This window comes from Candidatus Nitrososphaera evergladensis SR1, from assembly GCF_000730285.1.
Taxonomy (GTDB): Archaea; Thermoproteota; Nitrososphaeria; order Nitrososphaerales; family Nitrososphaeraceae; genus Nitrososphaera; species Nitrososphaera evergladensis.
Genome location: NZ_CP007174.1, coordinates 1799251 through 1817217, shown reverse-complemented (window position 1 = coordinate 1817217; position 17967 = coordinate 1799251). Strand labels below are relative to the sequence as shown.

At 51.0% G+C, this 17967-nt stretch carries 21 protein-coding genes and 1 pseudogene; 12 read left to right on the top strand and 10 right to left on the bottom strand.

The window, feature by feature from the left end; all coding sequences use genetic code 11:
• Positions 1–165: 165 nt before the first annotated feature.
• Entirely contained in the window at positions 166–816 is a 651-nt protein-coding gene (locus NTE_RS09920) for a Snf7 family protein (protein ID WP_148700877.1), read from the bottom strand.
• Between the two features lie 136 nt (positions 817–952).
• Between NTE_RS09920 and NTE_RS09915 the strand changes: the two genes are divergently transcribed.
• Complete coding sequence (locus NTE_RS09915; RefSeq protein ID WP_148700876.1) at positions 953–1408, top strand: hypothetical protein; 456 nt, start codon at positions 953–955, stop codon at positions 1406–1408.
• Here the strand turns inward: NTE_RS09915 and NTE_RS09910 are convergent, their stop codons facing one another.
• Positions 1409–2455, bottom strand: coding sequence for a lysylphosphatidylglycerol synthase transmembrane domain-containing protein (locus NTE_RS09910; protein WP_148700875.1), 1047 nt, complete (start codon positions 2453–2455; stop codon positions 1409–1411). It lies immediately after the preceding gene.
• 59 nt (positions 2456–2514) lie between these two features.
• Here NTE_RS09910 and NTE_RS09905 point away from each other — a divergent pair, with 59 nt between their 5' ends.
• From NTE_RS09905 to NTE_RS09895, 3 genes are all read left to right on the top strand, one after another.
• Positions 2515–2904: a hypothetical protein gene (locus NTE_RS09905; RefSeq protein ID WP_148700874.1), complete on the top strand. Its 390-nt coding sequence runs from the start codon at positions 2515–2517 to the stop codon at positions 2902–2904.
• 82 nt (positions 2905–2986) lie between these two features.
• Positions 2987–3742 carry an ATP/GTP-binding protein gene (locus tag NTE_RS09900; protein ID WP_148700873.1) on the top strand — a complete coding sequence of 252 codons (756 nt, stop codon included), beginning with the start codon at positions 2987–2989 and terminating at the stop codon, positions 3740–3742.
• Position 3743: 1 nt separating this feature from the next.
• Positions 3744–4703, top strand: a complete 960-nt coding sequence (locus tag NTE_RS09895; RefSeq protein ID WP_148700872.1) for a homoserine kinase — start codon at positions 3744–3746, stop codon at positions 4701–4703.
• A 5-nt stretch (positions 4704–4708) separates the two neighbouring features.
• Here the strand turns inward: NTE_RS09895 and NTE_RS09890 are convergent, their stop codons facing one another.
• Entirely contained in the window at positions 4709–5560 is an 852-nt protein-coding gene (locus NTE_RS09890) for an enoyl-CoA hydratase/isomerase family protein (protein ID WP_148702119.1), read from the bottom strand.
• A gap of 115 nt (positions 5561–5675) precedes the next feature.
• On the opposite strand from NTE_RS09890, the gene NTE_RS09885 reads away from it, so the two are divergent.
• Positions 5676–6542 carry an arginase family protein gene (locus NTE_RS09885; protein WP_148700871.1) on the top strand — a complete coding sequence of 289 codons (867 nt, stop codon included), beginning with the start codon at positions 5676–5678 and terminating at the stop codon, positions 6540–6542.
• On the opposite strand, the gene NTE_RS09880 is transcribed toward NTE_RS09885, so the two are convergent.
• Positions 6539–6787 (bottom strand): hypothetical protein, encoded by a 249-nt coding sequence (locus NTE_RS09880; RefSeq protein WP_148700870.1) that lies wholly within the window; start codon positions 6785–6787, stop codon positions 6539–6541. The two genes, NTE_RS09885 and NTE_RS09880, sit on opposite strands and share 4 nt — an antisense overlap.
• Positions 6788–6861: 74 nt before the next feature.
• Between NTE_RS09880 and NTE_RS09875 the strand changes: the two genes are divergently transcribed.
• Positions 6862–7077, top strand: coding sequence for a hypothetical protein (locus NTE_RS09875; protein WP_148700869.1), 216 nt, complete (start codon positions 6862–6864; stop codon positions 7075–7077).
• Positions 7078–7116: 39 nt separating this feature from the next.
• The gene (locus NTE_RS09870) at positions 7117–9585 is read left to right on the top strand and encodes a heavy metal translocating P-type ATPase (RefSeq protein ID WP_148700868.1); all 2469 of its coding nucleotides are present in this window, start codon (positions 7117–7119) and stop codon (positions 9583–9585) included.
• On the opposite strand, the gene NTE_RS09865 is transcribed toward NTE_RS09870, so the two are convergent.
• Positions 9582–9779 (bottom strand): hypothetical protein, encoded by a 198-nt coding sequence (locus NTE_RS09865; RefSeq protein ID WP_148700867.1) that lies wholly within the window; start codon positions 9777–9779, stop codon positions 9582–9584. The two genes, NTE_RS09870 and NTE_RS09865, sit on opposite strands and share 4 nt — an antisense overlap.
• 93 nt (positions 9780–9872) lie before the next feature.
• Here NTE_RS09865 and NTE_RS09860 point away from each other — a divergent pair, with 93 nt between their 5' ends.
• Positions 9873–10565 (top strand): PAC2 family protein, encoded by a 693-nt coding sequence (locus NTE_RS09860; RefSeq protein WP_148700866.1) that lies wholly within the window; start codon positions 9873–9875, stop codon positions 10563–10565.
• 183 nt (positions 10566–10748) lie between these two features.
• Positions 10749–10979 (top strand): hypothetical protein, encoded by a 231-nt coding sequence (locus tag NTE_RS09855; protein WP_148700865.1) that lies wholly within the window; start codon positions 10749–10751, stop codon positions 10977–10979.
• Positions 10980–11177: 198 nt separating this feature from the next.
• Here NTE_RS09855 and NTE_RS09850 read toward each other — a convergent pair whose 3' ends face one another.
• The gene (locus NTE_RS09850) at positions 11178–11753 is read right to left on the bottom strand and encodes a ferritin-like domain-containing protein (protein WP_148700864.1); all 576 of its coding nucleotides are present in this window, start codon (positions 11751–11753) and stop codon (positions 11178–11180) included.
• 173 nt (positions 11754–11926) lie between these two features.
• Complete coding sequence (locus tag NTE_RS09845; RefSeq protein ID WP_148700863.1) at positions 11927–13120, bottom strand: Rieske 2Fe-2S domain-containing protein; 1194 nt, start codon at positions 13118–13120, stop codon at positions 11927–11929.
• A 268-nt stretch (positions 13121–13388) separates the two neighbouring features.
• Here NTE_RS09845 and NTE_RS17345 point away from each other — a divergent pair, with 268 nt between their 5' ends.
• Positions 13389–13511 (top strand): hypothetical protein, encoded by a 123-nt coding sequence (locus NTE_RS17345; RefSeq protein ID WP_264357901.1) that lies wholly within the window; start codon positions 13389–13391, stop codon positions 13509–13511.
• A gap of 140 nt (positions 13512–13651) precedes the next feature.
• Positions 13652–14709 (top strand): annotated as a pseudogene (locus NTE_RS17615) (NAD-dependent formate dehydrogenase).
• A gap of 142 nt (positions 14710–14851) precedes the next feature.
• Here NTE_RS17615 and NTE_RS09835 read toward each other — a convergent pair.
• On the bottom strand, positions 14852–15202 hold the full coding sequence (locus tag NTE_RS09835; protein ID WP_226987269.1) for a uracil-DNA glycosylase family protein: 351 nt from the start codon (positions 15200–15202) through the stop codon (positions 14852–14854).
• Positions 15203–15285: 83 nt separating this feature from the next.
• Here NTE_RS09835 and NTE_RS09830 point away from each other — a divergent pair, with 83 nt between their 5' ends.
• The gene (locus tag NTE_RS09830; RefSeq protein WP_148700861.1) at positions 15286–15642 is read left to right on the top strand and encodes a hypothetical protein; all 357 of its coding nucleotides are present in this window, start codon (positions 15286–15288) and stop codon (positions 15640–15642) included.
• A gap of 132 nt (positions 15643–15774) precedes the next feature.
• On the opposite strand, the gene NTE_RS09825 is transcribed toward NTE_RS09830, so the two are convergent.
• Both NTE_RS09825 and NTE_RS09820 read right to left on the bottom strand, forming a co-directional pair.
• Positions 15775–16059, bottom strand: a complete 285-nt coding sequence (locus NTE_RS09825; protein WP_148700860.1) for a hypothetical protein — start codon at positions 16057–16059, stop codon at positions 15775–15777.
• Between the two features lie 80 nt (positions 16060–16139).
• Entirely contained in the window at positions 16140–17960 is a 1821-nt protein-coding gene (locus tag NTE_RS09820; protein WP_148700859.1) for an ATP-dependent DNA ligase, read from the bottom strand.
• Positions 17961–17967 lie beyond the last annotated feature (7 nt).

The following is a 17967-nucleotide window of genomic DNA, read 5'->3' as shown; positions in this document are numbered from 1 at the left end:
TTTTCGAGTAGAAACGAAAAGATATTCTCGACTTGTGCTACAAGGAATGTTGCATATACTATTACTCCTGGTCTGACTACATCTTGCAATGCAAGAAAATCTAAAGTTAATTATTTTTTAGAAAATTAGAAAAAGAAAAGAAAGGAAAAAGGGGAGGGAACTCGCTTACTGCGAGTTTCCGCCTGCGTACGACCTTGATGCGCCAGAGCCCACCGGGACATCCGGGAAGCTCTCGGTCATCCTCTGCTCTGCGACTGCGCCGGCCTCTGCAAGGATCCTGTCGACTTCTTCGCCTGATGCGTCGAAGGCAAACGAGGTGTTGCCCATGCTTCCAGCGTTCATCATGATGTCGCTGAACACGCCGTTTATCTCGCCCAGTTCCCTGTCGACTTCTGGCATCACGCCTGCAAGGCCTGACCTCACTCTCGTGAGAGCACCCATTGCCGGGCCGATTGCCACCATCACGTCGCCAAGGTCGATGGTCGTCTCAAGGCGCATCTGTATCTGCTCAAGCGCCATCTTGAGCTGTGAGATCATCTTGATAGTCTTTCTCACTTGCGCAATCTCGTTTGAGACCATCTTGCCTGCTTGCGTGTCGTGCCTCTGGAGCGCGGAAACTACCTGGTTGAACAAGGATTTTTCCTTGCCCTTGAGTTTCTCAAGAATAGTATCCAGTTTCTGGTTTTGTGCCTGGATCTTGTTCTTTGCGAACTCGATCCTCGGTTTCAGTGGTTGTTGAGGTCCGAGACCTTCCTTTATCTTCTCAGACATCGTCGATTTATTGTCCTTGACCCAGTTATTGCTGAAGCTCGTCATGTCTGCTAGCCTTGGAAAACGACGTTAAATAGAAATGTCATAATTAGACAACCAAGTAGTAATATTTTGTAGACACGCGCGCATCAGCGGCCGGCATTGGAAAACATTAAATCATCAAGATGCGACGCATTCAACAATGCCGAGAGCAAAAAAAACCGCCGAGGCCCAGAGCAATGAGGAAGGGCTACCCAAGTGGGCAGAGGACGAGATCAAGTCGGCGCAGTTTGGCAAGCCAGAGGTCGTGACAAGGACTGGATACATACTAGAGATATACGAGAAAGACTATAGGCTTGACATACAGGTATACGAGCCGATGCCCGATGGCAGGGTCATCATCGAGGGAATCAGCCTGCCAAAGGAGGTCAAGATAAACGACCTCATGAAGGGTTTTGTCTACGAGTTCAAGATAAACGTCTATACCGCGCCCCTGAGCGACAAGGTCACCGAACTGCTAAAGACGAAATTCAACCTCGACATGAAGGCCATATTCAATTTCGAGATGAAGGAGCTGGCGCTCATGGACGTCGAGTCTGATATGCCTGCCCCGTCATCGTCATCAGCCGGCGAAGATGGCGAGGGCGACGAGGACTAGTCAGTCTTCTTTTTTCTTCTCGCCGTCGGCAGGCACCATCGTTTCTCTTTTGCCTATTGCAAGCTTCATGAGTGCGATCCACATTATGACAAGCGGCACGTGGTAGGTCGCTATCCTCCATGCGATGATTACGCTGAGCTTCGAGTCGGCGGCAATTGCGGCAAGGTTTGGCACGCTTGCGAGGTTGGAGATGTAGGCCCAGATGCCAAGTTCTGCAAGGCCGGAACCTCCTATGGTAATAGGCAGGTTTGCAATGGCGTTTGACGCCGCCACTGCCATGAGCGAGTCAAACATCCCTATTCCCACCCCGACCGAGTCGGCAAGGACCATGAACGAGATGCCGTACGCAAGAAACGACGCAAAGGTCAGTGCAAGGCCGATTGCAAACGGCTTGATGACCTTGCTTGAAGAAAAGTTCTCCCGGCTCATGGTGCACAGGTCGTCAAGGGCCTTGTTGGCCTGGGTGATGTACTTGTCTGCCTTGTCCTTTGCAAAGCGCCGGGCAATCCTGTCGATGAACTTTGGGACCTGCAGGTTGCGTTTTGCCGAGTAGAGTATCAGGATGAGCCAGAACGCAAACGTCGGCAGGGCGACTACAAGCACGGTAACTCCGATAGCAGTCCCGCCCCGGGAGATGGCAAGTGCGCCGGCGACAAAGGCAAGTATAGTCACCGCAAACACGTCGGCAATTATCTCCATCGTGGCCACCCACGCGGCCTTGCCTGTTGGCACGCCGTTTTTTGACAGCCACGCTATCCTGACAAACTCGCCTCCCACGTACGAAGGCGTTGTGTAGGTGACAAACTCGCCTGCAAGCCTTGCCGCCATGGTCTTGCCGGGCGAGCTTACATCGTAGCCGATGAACTTGCGCACGAAATACTTGAACCTGTACGCCTGGAGCATTATCCTTGCAACTGCGGCAACTGCAGAGGCTACGAAAGGAACAAGGCCGACCGCAAATATGTCCTGCGGCGAGACTTTGGTAGTCAGGAACATTATGATAAATGGGACGATGCTCGCCGGGATAGCAGCGATTCTCCAGTTCAACGCCGTTTTTTGTACGTTTTGGAGGTATATATAATAACGAATGGCAGTCGCGATCCCCTGTGAGAAACATTAATCCAGCAGGCAGATGTGATTTTCAAGCCGCGGATTACGCCGGTATTTGCAAGGCCCTCGTCGCCCTTCACGGCAACATTCAGGCCGCAGTGGTCGTTTCAAGGGGAGAGATGAAGGCCAGGTATGTCAGGCAGGGGGTGCCAATCCCTCCAGCAAGGGAGCTTGAAAAGTTGTTCGTGCGGGCAGAAGTGTTTGCGAGCATGACAAAGGAAAGCGACCACCTGTTTGGCAGGACAGGGTATGTCATGACCAGCTACGAAATGCTTGACACTTTTATTTTCTCCATGCACGACGATAGCGTGATGATCCTACCCATCACCAAGCCGTACAACCACGACGAACTGCTTGACAAAGTCAAAAGCCTTTTAGAATTCTAGTTTTTTGTTGGCTGATGACAGAAATGATGTGTAAAGCAGATATATACTTCGTAAAGCGCCCACTCTACAAAGAGAGAAAAAGATGGTAAACGCCATTTTCGTCACCGGGACTGCAGGTTCTGGCAAGTCGCTTTTGACCTCAAGGCTGTTGCAGTGGTACAGAGACACAGGCGCCTACCCGACAACCCTCAACCTTGACCCCGGTGCAGTCACGCTTCCATACGAGCCAGACATTGACATCCGCAACTACATCGACATCGGCACGCTCATGGAAAGCTATGGCCTTGGGCCCAACGGCGCACTCATCATGGCAAGCGACCTGATGGCGACCAGACTTGACGAGATCCAGCAAGAAGTTGACGAGGCAAACCCCGACTACTTGATAGTGGACACTCCGGGCCAGATAGAACTGTTTGCGTTCCGGGCAAGCGGACCCTATTTCATCTCAAACCTTCAGGCGGACAACAAGGCAACGGTGTTTGCATTTGACGGCACGCTCGTCTCTTCGCCCATCAACTTTGTATCCATATCGCTCCTTGCCTCGGCGGTAAAGTTGCGCCTGAAAACTGCGCAGATAAACGTGCTGACCAAGCGCGATCTTGTAATCGAAAGACTGAAGGACATACTTGACTGGGCGGCTTCTACACAGGCGCTGGAATCGGCACTTAGCGGCGAAAAGGACGCCGAGTATTCACTTTTGAGCAAAGACCTGTCAAGGAGCATGACTCGCGCCGGCTTTGCTCCCGGCCTCGTCGCAGTTTCCAGCACGACCATGAACGGGCTCGTAAACGTGGCGGCCGCCCTTGCCCGAACCCTTAATCAGGGAGAGGATGGATAGCATGGCCGTGAAAAAGAAACCGTCATCATCCTGCACGGCCGTTGCGCCTTCGTCTACTGCAAACCTTGGCCCCGGCTACGATGTCTTTGGCCTTGCTCTTGACGCCCGGTACGACAGGGTCACGATAACAAAGAGGGCAGGAAAAGACAGCAATATAACGATAAAAATGTCAGACGGCGCAATACCGTCTGTTCCCGAGTCCAACTCGGCAGGGCTTGTCATCAAGAAGATGGCGCAGGACTTTTCCATCACTGATGACCTTGATATAGTGGTGAAAAAGGGCGTGCCGGCAGGGTACGGCATGGGCTCAAGTGCCGCGTCTGCAGCCGCAGCAGCTGTTGCGTTTGACGGCCTTTACAAACTAAAATTAGACAAGAACAGGCTGGTCGAGTATGCGGCCGAAGGCGAGGTGGCAAGTGCGGGGACACGCCACTACGACAACGTCTCGGCGTCGGTGCTCGGCGGATTCATAATCTCAAGCGTCGGGCAGGACGGAATCAGATTCATCCGCATCGAGCCACCAAAAGACCTCTTTATGGTGGTGGCCGTGCCGGCAATTCCTGTGCCGGCCAAAAAGACAGAAGTGGCAAGGAGTGTGCTTCCAAGAGAAGTGCCTCTGAAAAGCGCGGTGCACAACGTATCTGGCGCAAGCACCCTTGTTGCAGGGTTTGCACTTGGCGACGTGGAGATGATCGCACGCGGGATCGACAACGATGTAATTGTCGAGCCTGCAAGAAAGCACCTGATACCCGGCTATGACAGCGTAAGGAAGAACGCGTTTGCCGCAGGCGCGCTTGCGGTGACTATCAGCGGCGCCGGCCCTTCAGTGATTGCATTTCTAAAGGGGAAAACAAAAAGAAAACAAGTGATAAAAGCGATGGAAGCAGGCTTTATGGAGGTCGGCATCAAGTGCCAGACCTTTGCCTGCGGGCCAAGCAAGGGCGCGCGTATAGTAGTCTAGTTCTTCTACTTTTTGCCCTTGTTGAGGAAGGCAGACATCATGTTCTTCCTGTCCTCGTGCGCAAAGCAGAGTGCCCAGCCGTAGATCTCTAGGCGCAGGCCCGTCTCGATGTCCGAGTCCATGCCGCGGTTTATGAGCATCTTGCTGACCTTGACGGCGGTAAAGCTGTTCTTCGTTATCTCTTTGGCAAGTGCCATGCAGTCTGCCATCAGTTTCTTGTTGAGTATCTTGGCCACCTCTGCGGCGCGTGCCTTTTCGGCGGCCGCGTCGCCCTTTGGAGCCTCTGGCGGCAGCTGGTCGTCAGCGCCCAGCTTGACTACCTTGTTGACAAGCCCTATTGACGCCGCTTCGTCTGCAGTTATCATCTTGCCGGTGTAGATCATCTCTTTTGCCTTTGCAGGTCCGACGATGCGCAACAGCCTTTGCGTGCCGCCCCATCCCGGCGGGATCCCGATTGTTACCTCGGGCTGGCCTATCTTGGCGTTCTCGGATGCGATGCGTATGTCGCAGACCATAGCCAGCTCGCAGCCGCCACCAAGCGCAAAGCCGTTTACAGCGGCAATTACCGGCTTTTCCAGCTTTTCTATCTTGTTAAGCACCGCCTGCGCCGCTGACGCGTATTTCTCTGCGGCCATCGGCTCGATGTTTACCATGAAGGCGATGTCGGCTCCAGCGCAGAACGCGCGCTCGCCGGCGCCCGTGATGATGACGCACTTTATGCCATCGTCGGCGGCAAGTATGTCTATTGTGCGTGAAAGCTCTGAAATGACGTCAACGTTCATGGCGTTGAGCGCCTCTGGCCTGTTTATCCTGACGACGGCAATGTCGCCGTGCGGTTCAAGCTGGATATACTTCATTGTGGACATATGGGAGAGGGGCAGCTCCCGCCTCAAATTAAAGCTTATTCATGTACGGTGTGGAGGTCGCACGCGGTCCAGAGTGCGAAGTTAAAAGCAGGTTAGTACATGGTATTTGGCGTTGGCAAGGTTCCACCGCGCAAACGCCAAGAGTTTTGGCGATGCAAATATCGTCGTGATGGGCGTGCCGGACGAATCCAGGTCGCACGCAATGCGCAGGGGCACGAGCACCGCGCCGGACACCATCCGCGCCGCGTCTGACGAATCCGAGTTTTTTGTACGTGACGGCAGGCTGATACCCACCGTTCCAATGCGCGGGACGCTTGGGGACAAGCGCATCTTTGACGCAGGCAACGTGCAGAGAAACTCCGTGTACGAGCAGGCGCGAAAAATAGTCGAGGCGGGCAAGATCCCAGTTACGCTTGGTGGCGACCACTCGCTTACCACTGATATTTTAAAGGCTGTCGCCGGCGGAGGACGCAAAGTGGCACTGCTGTATTTTGACGCGCACCCCGATTTCGTGTCGTCAGCAAGGAACTATTACGGCTCTGTTCTGACAGACTCGGCAAACTGTGTCGATTACAAGAAAAGCATGCTTGTAGGGACAAGGGCGGCAGAGCCCGAAGAAATCGAAAATGCAAAGAAGGCGGGCCTTGCCATGGTCACGCCAATCGACATCACCGACCTTGGCGTCCACAAGGTCGCGCAGATGATAAGGGAAAAGGTTGCAGGAAGCAGAGTATACATTTCAATCGACCTTGACTGCGTCGACCCGGCGTTTGCGCCCGGCGTGTCCGTGCCTTCCCCCGGCGGAGTCACAATCGCAGACCTGCTGTACCTGCTGACAGGCACGATAAGCAATTGCGACGTCGCCGGCTTTGACATCGTGGAACTGTCGCCGGACTATGACGCAGACGGCCTGACGGCGAACCTTGCCGCAAGGATACTGACAGAATGCATCGCCTGCTTGAAAACTTCCTAGATCCTGTCAACTATTTCCTTCAGGTTGTCGGGCAGTTCTGGAAGCTCGGTGTGGCTGACGTTGTTCTGTATCACGTCAGGGCCTATCCTGCGCACCCTCTGCGTTGCGATGAGGGTGTCGATTCCCCGCTCGACATCCTTTGTTGACAGGATGCCGTTGAGCTTTTCCTTGATGGTGTTTTCCGAGTCGTACTTGTTTATGGCGTACTGGAGCAGAGTGAGCTTGTCATTCATCGAGAGCGACATAATGTCACTTGCAAGCGCGCGGCTAATAATAAATTTTCAATGCTTTTTATCTCCTTGACGCTGAAATGTTGTCTGTGACGACAGCCATCGACGAACTAAAAGCGCTCCTGCATAAAGGATGCAAGGTGCAAAAGGTGCAGCCTGCAGTGTTTGCATCAGACGCAGAAGTCAATATCGTCATCGTGACCGTCGCGTGTCCTGACGGCCGCATCCATACAGTCAAGGCGTACAGAGAAGAGGCAAAGGAACTGCGTGAATTTACAAGAAAACAACAAACTTTACAATTGTAAGGTCCGGTAATTAAATAACCGGCTGCCGGCAAATCAGGCGTGGAAAAAGAAGCAAGCACCCAGGCAGAGAACAACAACAAGAAAGCTCTGCTCAAGATAGGCGGGATGCACTGCGCGGGGTGCGTCAATTCCATCCAGAGGCACGTTTCTACAGTTGACGGCGTGTCAAAGGTGGAGGTCAACCTCGCAAGCGAAAAGGCGGCAGTCGAGTTTGACCCCGCAAAGGTGGGCTTGCCTGACATTGAAAAGGCGATTGAAGAGGTCGGCTACAAGGTAGTCTATGAAAAGGTGTCGCTAAAGGTAGGGGGCATAACCGACTCGGCAGACGCCCAGAGGCTTGAAGAGGGCGTTTCAAGGATGGAAGGCGTCAGGTCGGCATCTGCAAACTATGGAAACGCGCAGGTGCTTGTCGAGTACAACCCCGCGCTCGTGTCGCTTGCGGACATTCGCAAAAAGGTGGGCGACTATGGCTACAGCGTCATTGGAGAGAGCGCGCAGGCAAGCGCCCACGACATAGAGGCGCGCAAGCTCAAGGGCTTGTTCTTGCTCGGCGTCGCATTCACGATACCAGCAGTCCTGTTCAGCTATCCCGAAGTGTTTTCTTTCCTGCCGCTTGCAGGGACAAATGCGGCGGCGTACATTGCGTTTGCAGCAGCTTCGGTAGTCCAGTTTGTCACAGGGGGCAGGTTCTACTCTGGCGCGTTCAGGATAGCAAGGATGAAGTCTGCCAACATGGACACGCTCGTAGTCCTTGGAACTACGGCCACGTACGCATTCAGCGCGTACAACACGTTTCCTGTTCCAACTTGGCATGGCATCTACTATGACGCCTCGTCGCTTGTGATTACGTTCATACTGCTAGGCAAGTACCTGGAACTAAAGACAAAGGGCAAGACAGGCGCGGTGATACGCAAGATGCTTGAGCTCCAGCCCAAGACGGCAAGGGTCAAAAAGGCAGACGGCTCTGAAGTCGAGACTCGGGTGGAACTGATACAGCCCGGCGACATTATGATCGTCAGGCCGGGAGAAAAGATACCCGTCGACTCGACCGTGGTGCAGGGCGAATCTGCAGTCGACGAGTCGATGGCGACCGGCGAATCGGCGCCGGTGCACAAGAAATCAGGCGACAGCGCGATCGGAGGCACAGTGAACAGGGAAGGGGTGCTCCTTGTCAAGGCGACAAGGGTTGGCTCAGACTCGTTTCTTTCGCAGGTGGTAAAGCTGGTCGAAGAGGCGACGGGCAAAAAGCCGACGATGCAAAAACTCGTGGACAGAGTAGCAGGGTATTTCGCGTACGCGGTGATGGCGGTAGCCATTGCGACCTTTGGCGTCTGGTACGCGCTTGCAGCATCATCAGCCGGTACAGAGGCGGCGATAATCCCGGCGGTAGCAATACTGGTTGTGGCGTGCCCGTGCGCGCTTGGGCTTGCCACTCCCACCGCGATAATGGTGGGCATGGGCAAGGGCGCCGCGCATGGCGTGATATTCAAAAGCGGCGACGCGATTGAGGCGCTCAGCAAGGTCAAGGCCATCGTCTTTGACAAGACCGGCACCCTTACGCAGGGCAGGCCGCAGGTCACTGACGTCATTCAGCTAAAGCAAGAGATTGGCGCGCAGGGCCAGAGCGTGCAGGACAGCAATGCAGGCGTGCTCCTCCTTGCCGCCACTGCTGAAAACTACTCGGAGCACCCGCTTGCAAAGGCAATAGTCGGCCATGCCAAGGGCGCCGGAATAGAGCCAAAGGAAGTCTCGGACTTTCAGGTTACCCCCGGCATGGGCGTGACTGCAGTATGGGATGGCGTCACGGTGAGGGTCGGCAGCAGAGAATTCATCGAGGAAGAGGCAGGCATGGGCACCAGTTCATCTGCGCAGTCAGTGGTGGAAAAACTGCAGTCGCAGGGCAAGACGGCAGTGCTAGTGTCTGCAAATAGCGACGTTGTGGGAGTCATCGGCCTGATGGATGCTCCAAAGCAGGGAGCAAGGGAGGCAATTGAGGCGCTCAAGGGCCTTGGCATCGAGCCGGTGATGGTGACAGGCGACAACAGGAGGACAGCCGAAGAAATAGCCCGGCAAGTCGGCATAGAGCGCGTCTATGCAGGGGTGCTCCCGTCCGGCAAGGTAGACGCAATAAACGAGATACGCAACAAAAACGGCATTGTGGCTATGGTAGGCGACGGAATCAACGACGCGCCTGCCCTCACTGCCGCCGACGTGGGGATGGCCATTGGCTCCGGTACCGACCTTGCGATAGAGGCAGGAAACATCGTGCTTGTAAAAAGCGACATTCGTGACGTGGTTTCGGCGGTAGAGATTGCAAGAAAGACGGTCGGCAAGATAAAGCAAAACCTTGCGTACGCGTTTCTCTACAACGTCGTTCTGATACCGGTCGCGGCGATGGGGTTGCTCTATCCTGCGCTTGCGGGCCTTGCAATGGCGGCAAGCTCTGTGTCTGTGACTGCAAGCTCGCTTGCGCTCAAAAGGTGGAGGCCAGGGCTTGCAGCGGGCTAGCTAGCCGTCTCTCTTTTTTTCTTTGAAAGGGAAACAAGGTTGACCTTTTCTGCCTCGTCGTTTGCCTTGAATACGGATTCCTGCTGGCGATGCAACTGTTCTTTCCGCGCCTTCCATCCTGCCATTGCCGCCCGGTGGTCGTCTGAAAGGATAATTTTGTCATTATTATTGCCGTCGCTACCAGCAGTACTCAAGTCTCTTTTTTCTACAAAGTAGGACCTGATTTTTAATCTTTTATTGTTATTACCTGCTGCTTTTTATCAGGCGCCTGCGAAAGTATCTCGCAAATGAAGGCCGTCATGGTCGAGGATGCAGACATACGCAAGCCCATAGTCATAGCGGCCATGCAGGACATGGGCAACGTCGGGAGCATCGCCATCGACTTTATCAACAAAAGCCTCGGCACGCGGCCATTCAGGCAAATCTCAATTCCGTTCCCAAACTATGTCGTTGACAGTGGAGGATACATCGACTTTCAGCGGGAAAGGTGGGAGTACAGGTACGGCTCTGACGGGTCAGTCGTGGTGTTTGGAGGCGGGATGGGCCAACCCCAGACCAACCAGGAACTTTACGACTTGTGCGAAGACGTCGTCGGCATAGCAAGGCAGTATTCCGCCCAGCTGGTGTACACGCTTGGCGCTTTTCACACCGACAGAAAGTACGGCAAGAACCCAAAGACGTTTTTTGCGGCAACGACACAAGAGCTTGCAGGGCAGATCCAGCGCCTCGGTCTAGAGCCCACTCCCGGCTCGTCGCTCATCACGGGCTTTAACGGCCTCATCCTTGGGCTTGCCAAGGAATCCGGCCTGCAGGGCATAGGACTGTACGCCGAGATTGACGACCCGCAGATACCCCAGTTCCGCGCGGCGAAAAGCCTGCTTGTAACCCTTGAGAAACTGACGTACCAGAAATTCCGCGGCATGGAAGAGCTGGACGAGATGGCTTCAAGGGTAGAAAGTGAAGGCGGCAAAGAATTCTAGAATTTCAGAATGAGAAAGAACCGCCACCACCAAGATCGCAGGGTAAGAATTCGCTACATCTCTTCAAATGGTGGTAGAAGCGATGGAGAATATGATTAGGACCATATATAGATAGATGTGCATGATGTGTTGCCACCCTTGGAAAATCATTTGAATCCTTCAAGATAATTAATATGCATACAGATGGTTTCAGATGTAACAGACGGTCCAAGCGCAAAGAATGTCACAGTCGGATTCAAGGACATCCCAATACGTGAAGAATTCCTTACTGCCGAACAGATACTAGAAAGAGCAGGGCTTGACCCGTTAGAGTATGAGCTTCGCTTTCCAAACACGGGAGAGCAGATATCCTTCGAAAGAGTACTAAAGATAAAAGATGGCATGAAGCTGGATGCCGTAATAAAATCTCGTTAAGGTTGTGTTCTGATTATATTACATAACCATACAACGTCTTGCTTCAAACGATAGATCTTGTATCAACAGAAAGGAATTCCTTCAACGTGTTCGCGTGATGGAAATTATCAGATGGGCGATATCGAACTCAACGTCGCCTAAACAATCATTGCGATACTTCTATAACGCGATTCAAACATTGCAATTGGGATCTTAATATCATCGCAGCCCGAGTGCATCTTTGAGATCTATTTCATGGTCTTGCTCCTGCGCGATAATGCCTCTTAGTTTTTCGGAAAGGGCAAATTCCCCACCGCGTTCTGCTTGAATAATCCTTTCCCTGTAGTTTTTGATAGTTTCTTGTTCTGCTCTAAGATCTATCTCTAGCATCTTTTTTGAATCGTCCGAAAATTCCGCGTCTTTGCTTTTCACCGTAGGGTCTCCGCCCAGGTAGTCAATCTGCCTAGCCACTTCCAGCGCATGCGCAAGTTCCTGTGAGGCATGTTTTTTTAGCTGCTCTGCAATATCTCCATACTCCGGTCCTTTTAATGTGGAACTAAAGACCGCATACTGAATTATCGACTTGTATTCCCTAGCAAGATCTTCGTTTAATCCTGCAATAATCTCACTTCTGCTGGGAGGCGACACCCCTTCAGCGTCTGCCGACGCGGGCTGAGAATTCTTACTTTTTGACAATGTTTTACCTATGCGTATATCTTGGAATAAAGAGTTTCGAAGGTGATCCGAAGATTTGCACTTCTTTTTTGAGGATGCGGATTTTTCAATTGCTACCATAAAGAGGCTTATAAAACAGGGAGAGGAAGACGCCGAAAAGCCTTTGCCAAGAAAGGAAGAAAAATCAGATGCAAAATAGAATCCACGTTCATCTCAACTAATAGGTTTCACTTTTCTTGCTACGGTGGCACACTCCAAGATAATGACGAGTGGCGATGATCATCGCATATGCGCTAGTAGCCGGTAAATACTTCTATTTTGATCCTGTCCTGAGGCACCCTGATCTCTTCTGACAGAAGCTGCCGCATGGCATTTAGCATGGCAGGAGGACCGCATATGTAAAAGATGGAATTGGCTAGCTCGTCTTTCGTTAAATATTTTGTCAGCATTGTCTTGTCTATGTACCCCCTTTCGCCGTTCCAATCCGATGATGGAATTTTTGCCTCTTCCTCTGAAATTGTATAGATAATCTTCAATTTGGCATTGGCTTTTGCGCAGCTGTCAAACTCTTCTTTGAATATGATGTTTGCTTTATTTCTGTTGGCATCGAACATCGTTATCTTTATGGGCAACTGCTTGTCCGAAGCATATTTTATCATGCTTCTAAACGGGGTCACTCCTATTCCGCCTGACAAAAACACCAATGGCCTTGAATAGTCTTCTTCAGGAAGGGTAAATTTGCCGGCAGGAGCTGTGATTTTTACTGCTGTTCCCTCCTCCAACTTTGAAAGCTTTTGCTTGAATGGCGTGTCCCTTATCCTTGTGGTAATCATGATAGCATCTTTTTCTGTCGGCGAAGATGCTATCGTAAAAGAGCGAGTTGGCCCCTCCGGGTCTTCTCTGGTTCCCAAATCAACTACGGAATACTGTCCTGCTCTGTAGTTTAGCTTATTATTACTAGTCTTATCCTGGTCATCGGTACGAGAAAATCTAAAGGACATGACATCCGTTCCCGCATGAGACACTTTCTCCAGCAACTTCAATTCGAATTTCAGCGGTCGTGCTGGCACGACTACATCTTCCTCCGCAACCGCGGTTTCCTGCGGCGCGATACCATGACTCGCACCACCACCGCCACCCACGCTACTAGGCGAATTAGACGCGCTGGGATTTGTGTCTATTGAAATCAATCCGCTTTTGTCTTCGATGACAACTCCGTAAGAATGTAGGTCCGTAACCCAATCAGTTTCAGGAGACGCTTTAGCCGTACGTATGTCAAAAATTCCTTGGTGCCAGGGACAAATAAGAGAGTATTCTTCAATCGTTCCATCTTCCAGCGGACCCCCTTCGTGCGAACAAACCGCATCCATCGCATAAACCTTGCCGGATACCATAACAAGAACGATTGCCTTACCGCCAACATCGACCCTGACGGGTTTACCCTCTTGCAAATCCCCTTTTCTTAACGCCGTAGTGTACCTCGGCATAGACTGTGATCATCTCTAATCCATATAAGGCATTCCTCAAGCGAACACGTCTAAAGATCCTATAGAAATTTACGTTAATCACTTTGGGCAGGCATATACAGCGTTGGCGGATTCGGGTCGCGTTATAGACGGACCCATTCACTTGAAGGCTGCATTAACACGGCTTGCAGGCAATCAAAAGCTGGTTTTGGAAAAATGCGAATTCCAGTGTGTACATTGTTTCTAACTCGCCAGTTAAGTATCAGATATGTGTATACCGAATCATCATATGAGCAGTAGTAGCAATAAAGACGCTGAAAGAGAGGAAACGAACGAAGAAGTACATGAAGTGGAAGATCAGGAACAAGACGAAGAGGAAGAGGAGGAGGAAGTAGAGGAAGGAGAACAGTGAGCGTGTTTCGTCCGTCACTATTTATTCTGAAAGAGCCGTTTATATCCAACTATTCAATTCTTCACGGGTTTCTCTAATCATGTTTGCTAAAAAGACGTGAACCAAACTCTTACATGAAAACTATTCTAACTTAAAGAGTTATGAAAATCGTAGCAGTTCTCTATCCTGGGGGCGAAATAGCAAGAAAGACGCCAGAGCTCTTGGGTTGCGCGGAGAATGCTTTAGGATTGACAGATTTTCTCAAAAGTCAAGGCCATGAATTTGTTGTATTAACCGACAAGGAAGCAGAGCTTGACAAACAACTCCCTACCACCGATATTTTGATTACCACCCCGTTTTGGCCAGCTTATGATACTAAAGAAAGAATTTCAAAGGCTCCCAAACTCAAGTTGGCACTAACTGCAGGAGTTGGTTCTGATCATATTGACTTGGAGGCAGCAGCTGCACGCAACATTATCATGGCCGAGATTACCGGTAGCAATGTAGTTAGCGTGGCTGAGCAAGTGGTGATGCATATTTTAGCACTTGTGCGTAATTACATTCCTGCTTACAACAGGTTCCCGAAGGAAAATGGGATATTGCAGAAATTGCGGCAAAAGCACATGATTTGGAAGATAAAGTTGTGGGAATATTTGGAATGGGAAGGATTGGACAACGTGTATGCGAAAGACTGAAGGCATTTGATGTTAAAATGATATATTATGACTATTACCATTTGAGTACAGTAGAAGAACATGTACTTGGAACACGTTATGTCATTTTAGATCAACTTGTCGAACAGTCCGACATCATTACTATCAATGCTCCTTTGACACCCCAGACGGATGGATTGTTTAACAGAGATCTTCTTTTCCGTATGAAAAAGGGCGCATATCTTGTTAATTGTGCGCGAGGCAGGATCGTTGATACTCTTTCTCTTGTAGAGGCACTAGAGAAGGGCCATTTGGCAGGTTATGCAGGTGACGTTTGGTATCCCGAACCCGCGCCAAGAGACCATCCATGGCGGCGTATGCCAAATCAAGCAATGGTTCCACATTATTCCGGTACCACGCTGGAAGCACAAAGGAGGTATGCAGACGGAACAAAGGATTGTCTTGTCAGATTCTTTGGTGGGCGCCCTATTGAAAGAGATTATCTTATTGTAGACCATGGGAAGGTAGTAAGCCCTAGTTACAGCTATGCGTTTAAAACAAAGTGAGAGAGCATGGTATAAGCACTCGCTTTGTCTTATGTTGTCTATTGTATCAGTGACGTAATTCCCAATAAGCCATTTTAAATTAACTATTTATTTGCTATTAGTGACCTTGTTCTTTTAAAGACATCAACCCACATTTGCCATGTTAGCTTCCCTGTACTAGTATTTCGCTACTTGGATGATATGAAGCCAATAAAGTCTTTTGATCATCTACGCGATAGCAGGCACCATGAGTAAATGCTAATCTTTCAATTCTAAATAGTTTGCAATATGCGTCAAAAGCAACCTTTCCAAGTGTCAAAATAACTTGTATAGTCTGTTCCAGCACCTGTACTTCTGCCAAAAGATGTTGTGAACAGTTTGATATTTCAAATGGATTTGGTTCATTATGCGGAGAAGCACATTTTACAGCAGCAGTCATATATGCCCCAGTTAGTGCAAGCCCCTCATTCTTAGACAAGCTACATGGCTTGTTTGCAAATCCAATTTTGAACATGGCTTTCACAACCCAATCTCTAGAACGCAAAAAGTTAAAGAGTAAAAGGCATAGATGAATGCATGACAAGGAAAAAAGTTCTCTTGATAGGCATTGACCCCAAGTTGGTTGATTTCAGTAAATCGACAACCGGATGGGATGCCAAAAAGGTGCAGGCGGCAGGACAAGACGCAGACAAGAGATTAAAGGAACTAGGATACGAAGTGCAAGGCTGTCTCGTTGATCTTGGAGAGACTGCTGAAAGCGTTGTCTCAAACACGCTTTCACGACAAACATTTGATTGCATATTGATTGGTGCGGGCATCAGGGCGTTGCCGCAGCATACCCACATGTTCGAGAAAATAATCAATATTATTCATCAAAAAGCACCACCATCTGCAAAAATATGTTTCAATACCAATCCCAGTGACACTGTTGAAGCAGTCCTTCGCTGGATATAATCAGCGGCCTATGAAACTGCATCCACCATGATAGATCGCAAGACAAAGTTAGAGAGCCTTCAAAATTAGTCTAAAAGTTTCTCAAGCAGAATGCGGAACTCTTTCTCCAAAGACTACGAACCTTTTGCTATCCTAGAGCTTTTTCAGCTGCACGCCGCTGTCCAGTCGGTCTATCTTGCGGCAGATCATCCTGTACGAGTCTACAATTTCGGCTTCAATGACTCCGGGCAGGTGCTGGATGTTTGGCACGTAATTGTTGACGACGTACAAATCGTGCACCCTGACCTCGACTGCAATGTCCTTTGCCTTCAGGTCGTCAGTGCCGGATTTCAGCATGACCTGTATTGCGCCAGCAAATTTTTTCTCTGTCTCTGTCGCAAGCGGGTAGCGCCCGGACCTTATGGAATCCTGGATCATTGTGCACAGCTCCGAGACCTTCATACTATTATTACTACAGGACTACTGTCAGACTGCGGCCGTATTTAACCTGCCGCTATTCATTCTTCTCCTTCTTCACTTTCCTTTTTCTTTTTCTCTTGCTCTTTTGACTTGGCAGCTTCCGAGTGGATCTTTAGCTGGCGCCGGTACATGGTCACAATCTCGTCAGTGGTGGTTGCGCCCTCGGGCTCTTTGTCGTCGCGGATTTTCCCTGTGAACTTGGGGAACCGCAGTGCGAGGCCATAGCCTTCCTTTATGGCATCCATCGCCGCCATGTGCGACGGGCTCAGGGTAATTTCCGACGCAATGACTTCAATAACAATCACAGGCTCAAACCAAACTTCCATGCTCATGCCCGTGTCCACTCGGGCGTGCTTTTGGTGTATCACGTGCTTTTCCAGCTCGCGGTAAAACTGGTCAAGGTGTATGTCAGTAAATCCGGTCCCCACCTTTGTCACGCTACGGAAAATATCCTCCTTTGGGTCGTACGCCGCCAAAAGCAGGGCGCCGTACTTGCCCACGCGCCTTCCCCGACCGTGCAGCGCGCCTACGATGACAAGGTCAAGCGTGTCTGCAAGTTCTGTTCTGTATTCGCGCTTTAGTTTCACCCACAGGTACTCGCGGGCTCCTGCGCGGTACGTGCTTGACGGCATCTTTACCATGACGCCTTCGCAGCCGTTCTCTATCGCAGAGGCCATAAACCGGTCTATTTCTGCCGGCTCTGTAGCAACGACCTGCGGCACTATTTTCAGCATTATCCCGTTGTCCTTGGCGCCTTTGACTGTCTTTTCCAAGAGCTTGCGGCGTTCTTCGTACGGCAGTTCAGTCCTGCTCTTGCCATCAAGGTAGAGGATGTCAAAAAGGTTGATGACCACAGGGTAGTTTTCCATAGCCTCTTCGATTCCGTGCTTGCGCCTTCGGTGCATCAGCTGCTGAAACGGCAGGTATTCCCCCGTCTGCAGGTTTACCGCCACGACCTCTCCCTCCATTATTGCCTCCTTGCAGGCAAGCGACATTGCCGCCTTGCTGACGTCTGGGTAGTGGTCGGTTATCTTTTCCAGCCTGCGTGAAAAAAGCTCGACGCGGTCTCTGCCTTTGTGGATCTGGACCCGCTCGCCGTCCAGCTTGTATTCTATTGCCGCGCGGCTGTCCATGCGCTCCATCGCCTCTTCAGCGGTGGAAACGCGCTCGGCAAGCATCGGCCTGATGGGCTTGAACAGGGTTATCTGCACCGCCTTGACTGCGGCAAGACCTTTTGTCGCAAGCAGCTTTGCAACCGTGCCAAGGTCGCTTGAAACGTTGTAGGCGTTCTCCAGAACTTTTCTGTTTGCCTTGTCGCCGGTAAACGCAATGGCAAGCGCGTCAAGCACAGTGTAATCTGCTATGCCAAGCCTGAGCGCTCCCATGACAAACTTCATGATGTAGCGCCCCTCGTCCGGCGTAGAGTCGTTGAGCAGGCTTGCGACAAGGCGCAGTTTCGTTTCCTGCGACCCGGGGCCAGTCGTCTTGGCAATCTTATCAAAAGTGCAATAGACGCGCTCTACCGTCATCTGCTCTGAAAACAGCGTCGACTGGCCCTTTGACTCCATCGCCTCGCGTGCGGCGTCTCCAATGTCGCCTTTCTTACGGTAAATCGCTTCAACTTCGGACATGCTCCTGCTTGACGAGCTTGCTATTGCCCGGAGCGCCATGCGCTCTGCAAGGCCCATCTCTATGCCTTCATAGTCTGGATATAATTTGCCCTGTATGAGGTACGTCACCTTGTCTATCAGGTCCGCCGGCGTCTCTTTCAACAGTGCAACCAAGTGATCGGTAAGGGCCAGCCTGCTGGACGTCTCCTCCATCTTGCCAAACGTCTCTACCAGAGGCTGGAAATCCACGGCTAGA

What these genes read in the sequence shown, in the direction of transcription:
- NTE_RS09920 (WP_148700877.1), bottom strand. Translation starts at nt 816, where the DNA reads ATGACGAGCTTCAGCAATAACTGGGTCAAGGACAATAAATCGACGATG.
- NTE_RS09915 (WP_148700876.1), top strand. Translation starts at nt 953, where the DNA reads ATGCCGAGAGCAAAAAAAACCGCCGAGGCCCAGAGCAATGAGGAAGGG.
- NTE_RS09900 (WP_148700873.1), top strand. Translation starts at nt 2,987, where the DNA reads ATGGTAAACGCCATTTTCGTCACCGGGACTGCAGGTTCTGGCAAGTCG.
- NTE_RS09895 (WP_148700872.1), top strand. Translation starts at nt 3,744, where the DNA reads ATGGCCGTGAAAAAGAAACCGTCATCATCCTGCACGGCCGTTGCGCCT.
- NTE_RS09890 (WP_148702119.1), bottom strand. Translation starts at nt 5,560, where the DNA reads ATGAAGTATATCCAGCTTGAACCGCACGGCGACATTGCCGTCGTCAGG.
- NTE_RS09880 (WP_148700870.1), bottom strand. Translation starts at nt 6,787, where the DNA reads ATGTCGCTCTCGATGAATGACAAGCTCACTCTGCTCCAGTACGCCATA.
- NTE_RS09860 (WP_148700866.1), top strand. Translation starts at nt 9,873, where the DNA reads ATGAAGGCCGTCATGGTCGAGGATGCAGACATACGCAAGCCCATAGTC.
- NTE_RS09855 (WP_148700865.1), top strand. Translation starts at nt 10,749, where the DNA reads ATGGTTTCAGATGTAACAGACGGTCCAAGCGCAAAGAATGTCACAGTC.
- NTE_RS09850 (WP_148700864.1), bottom strand. Translation starts at nt 11,753, where the DNA reads ATGGTAGCAATTGAAAAATCCGCATCCTCAAAAAAGAAGTGCAAATCT.
- NTE_RS09845 (WP_148700863.1), bottom strand. Translation starts at nt 13,120, where the DNA reads ATGCCGAGGTACACTACGGCGTTAAGAAAAGGGGATTTGCAAGAGGGT.
- NTE_RS17345 (WP_264357901.1), top strand. Translation starts at nt 13,389, where the DNA reads ATGAGCAGTAGTAGCAATAAAGACGCTGAAAGAGAGGAAACGAACGAA.
- NTE_RS09835 (WP_226987269.1), bottom strand. Translation starts at nt 15,202, where the DNA reads ATGTTCAAAATTGGATTTGCAAACAAGCCATGTAGCTTGTCTAAGAAT.
- NTE_RS09825 (WP_148700860.1), bottom strand. Translation starts at nt 16,059, where the DNA reads ATGATCCAGGATTCCATAAGGTCCGGGCGCTACCCGCTTGCGACAGAG.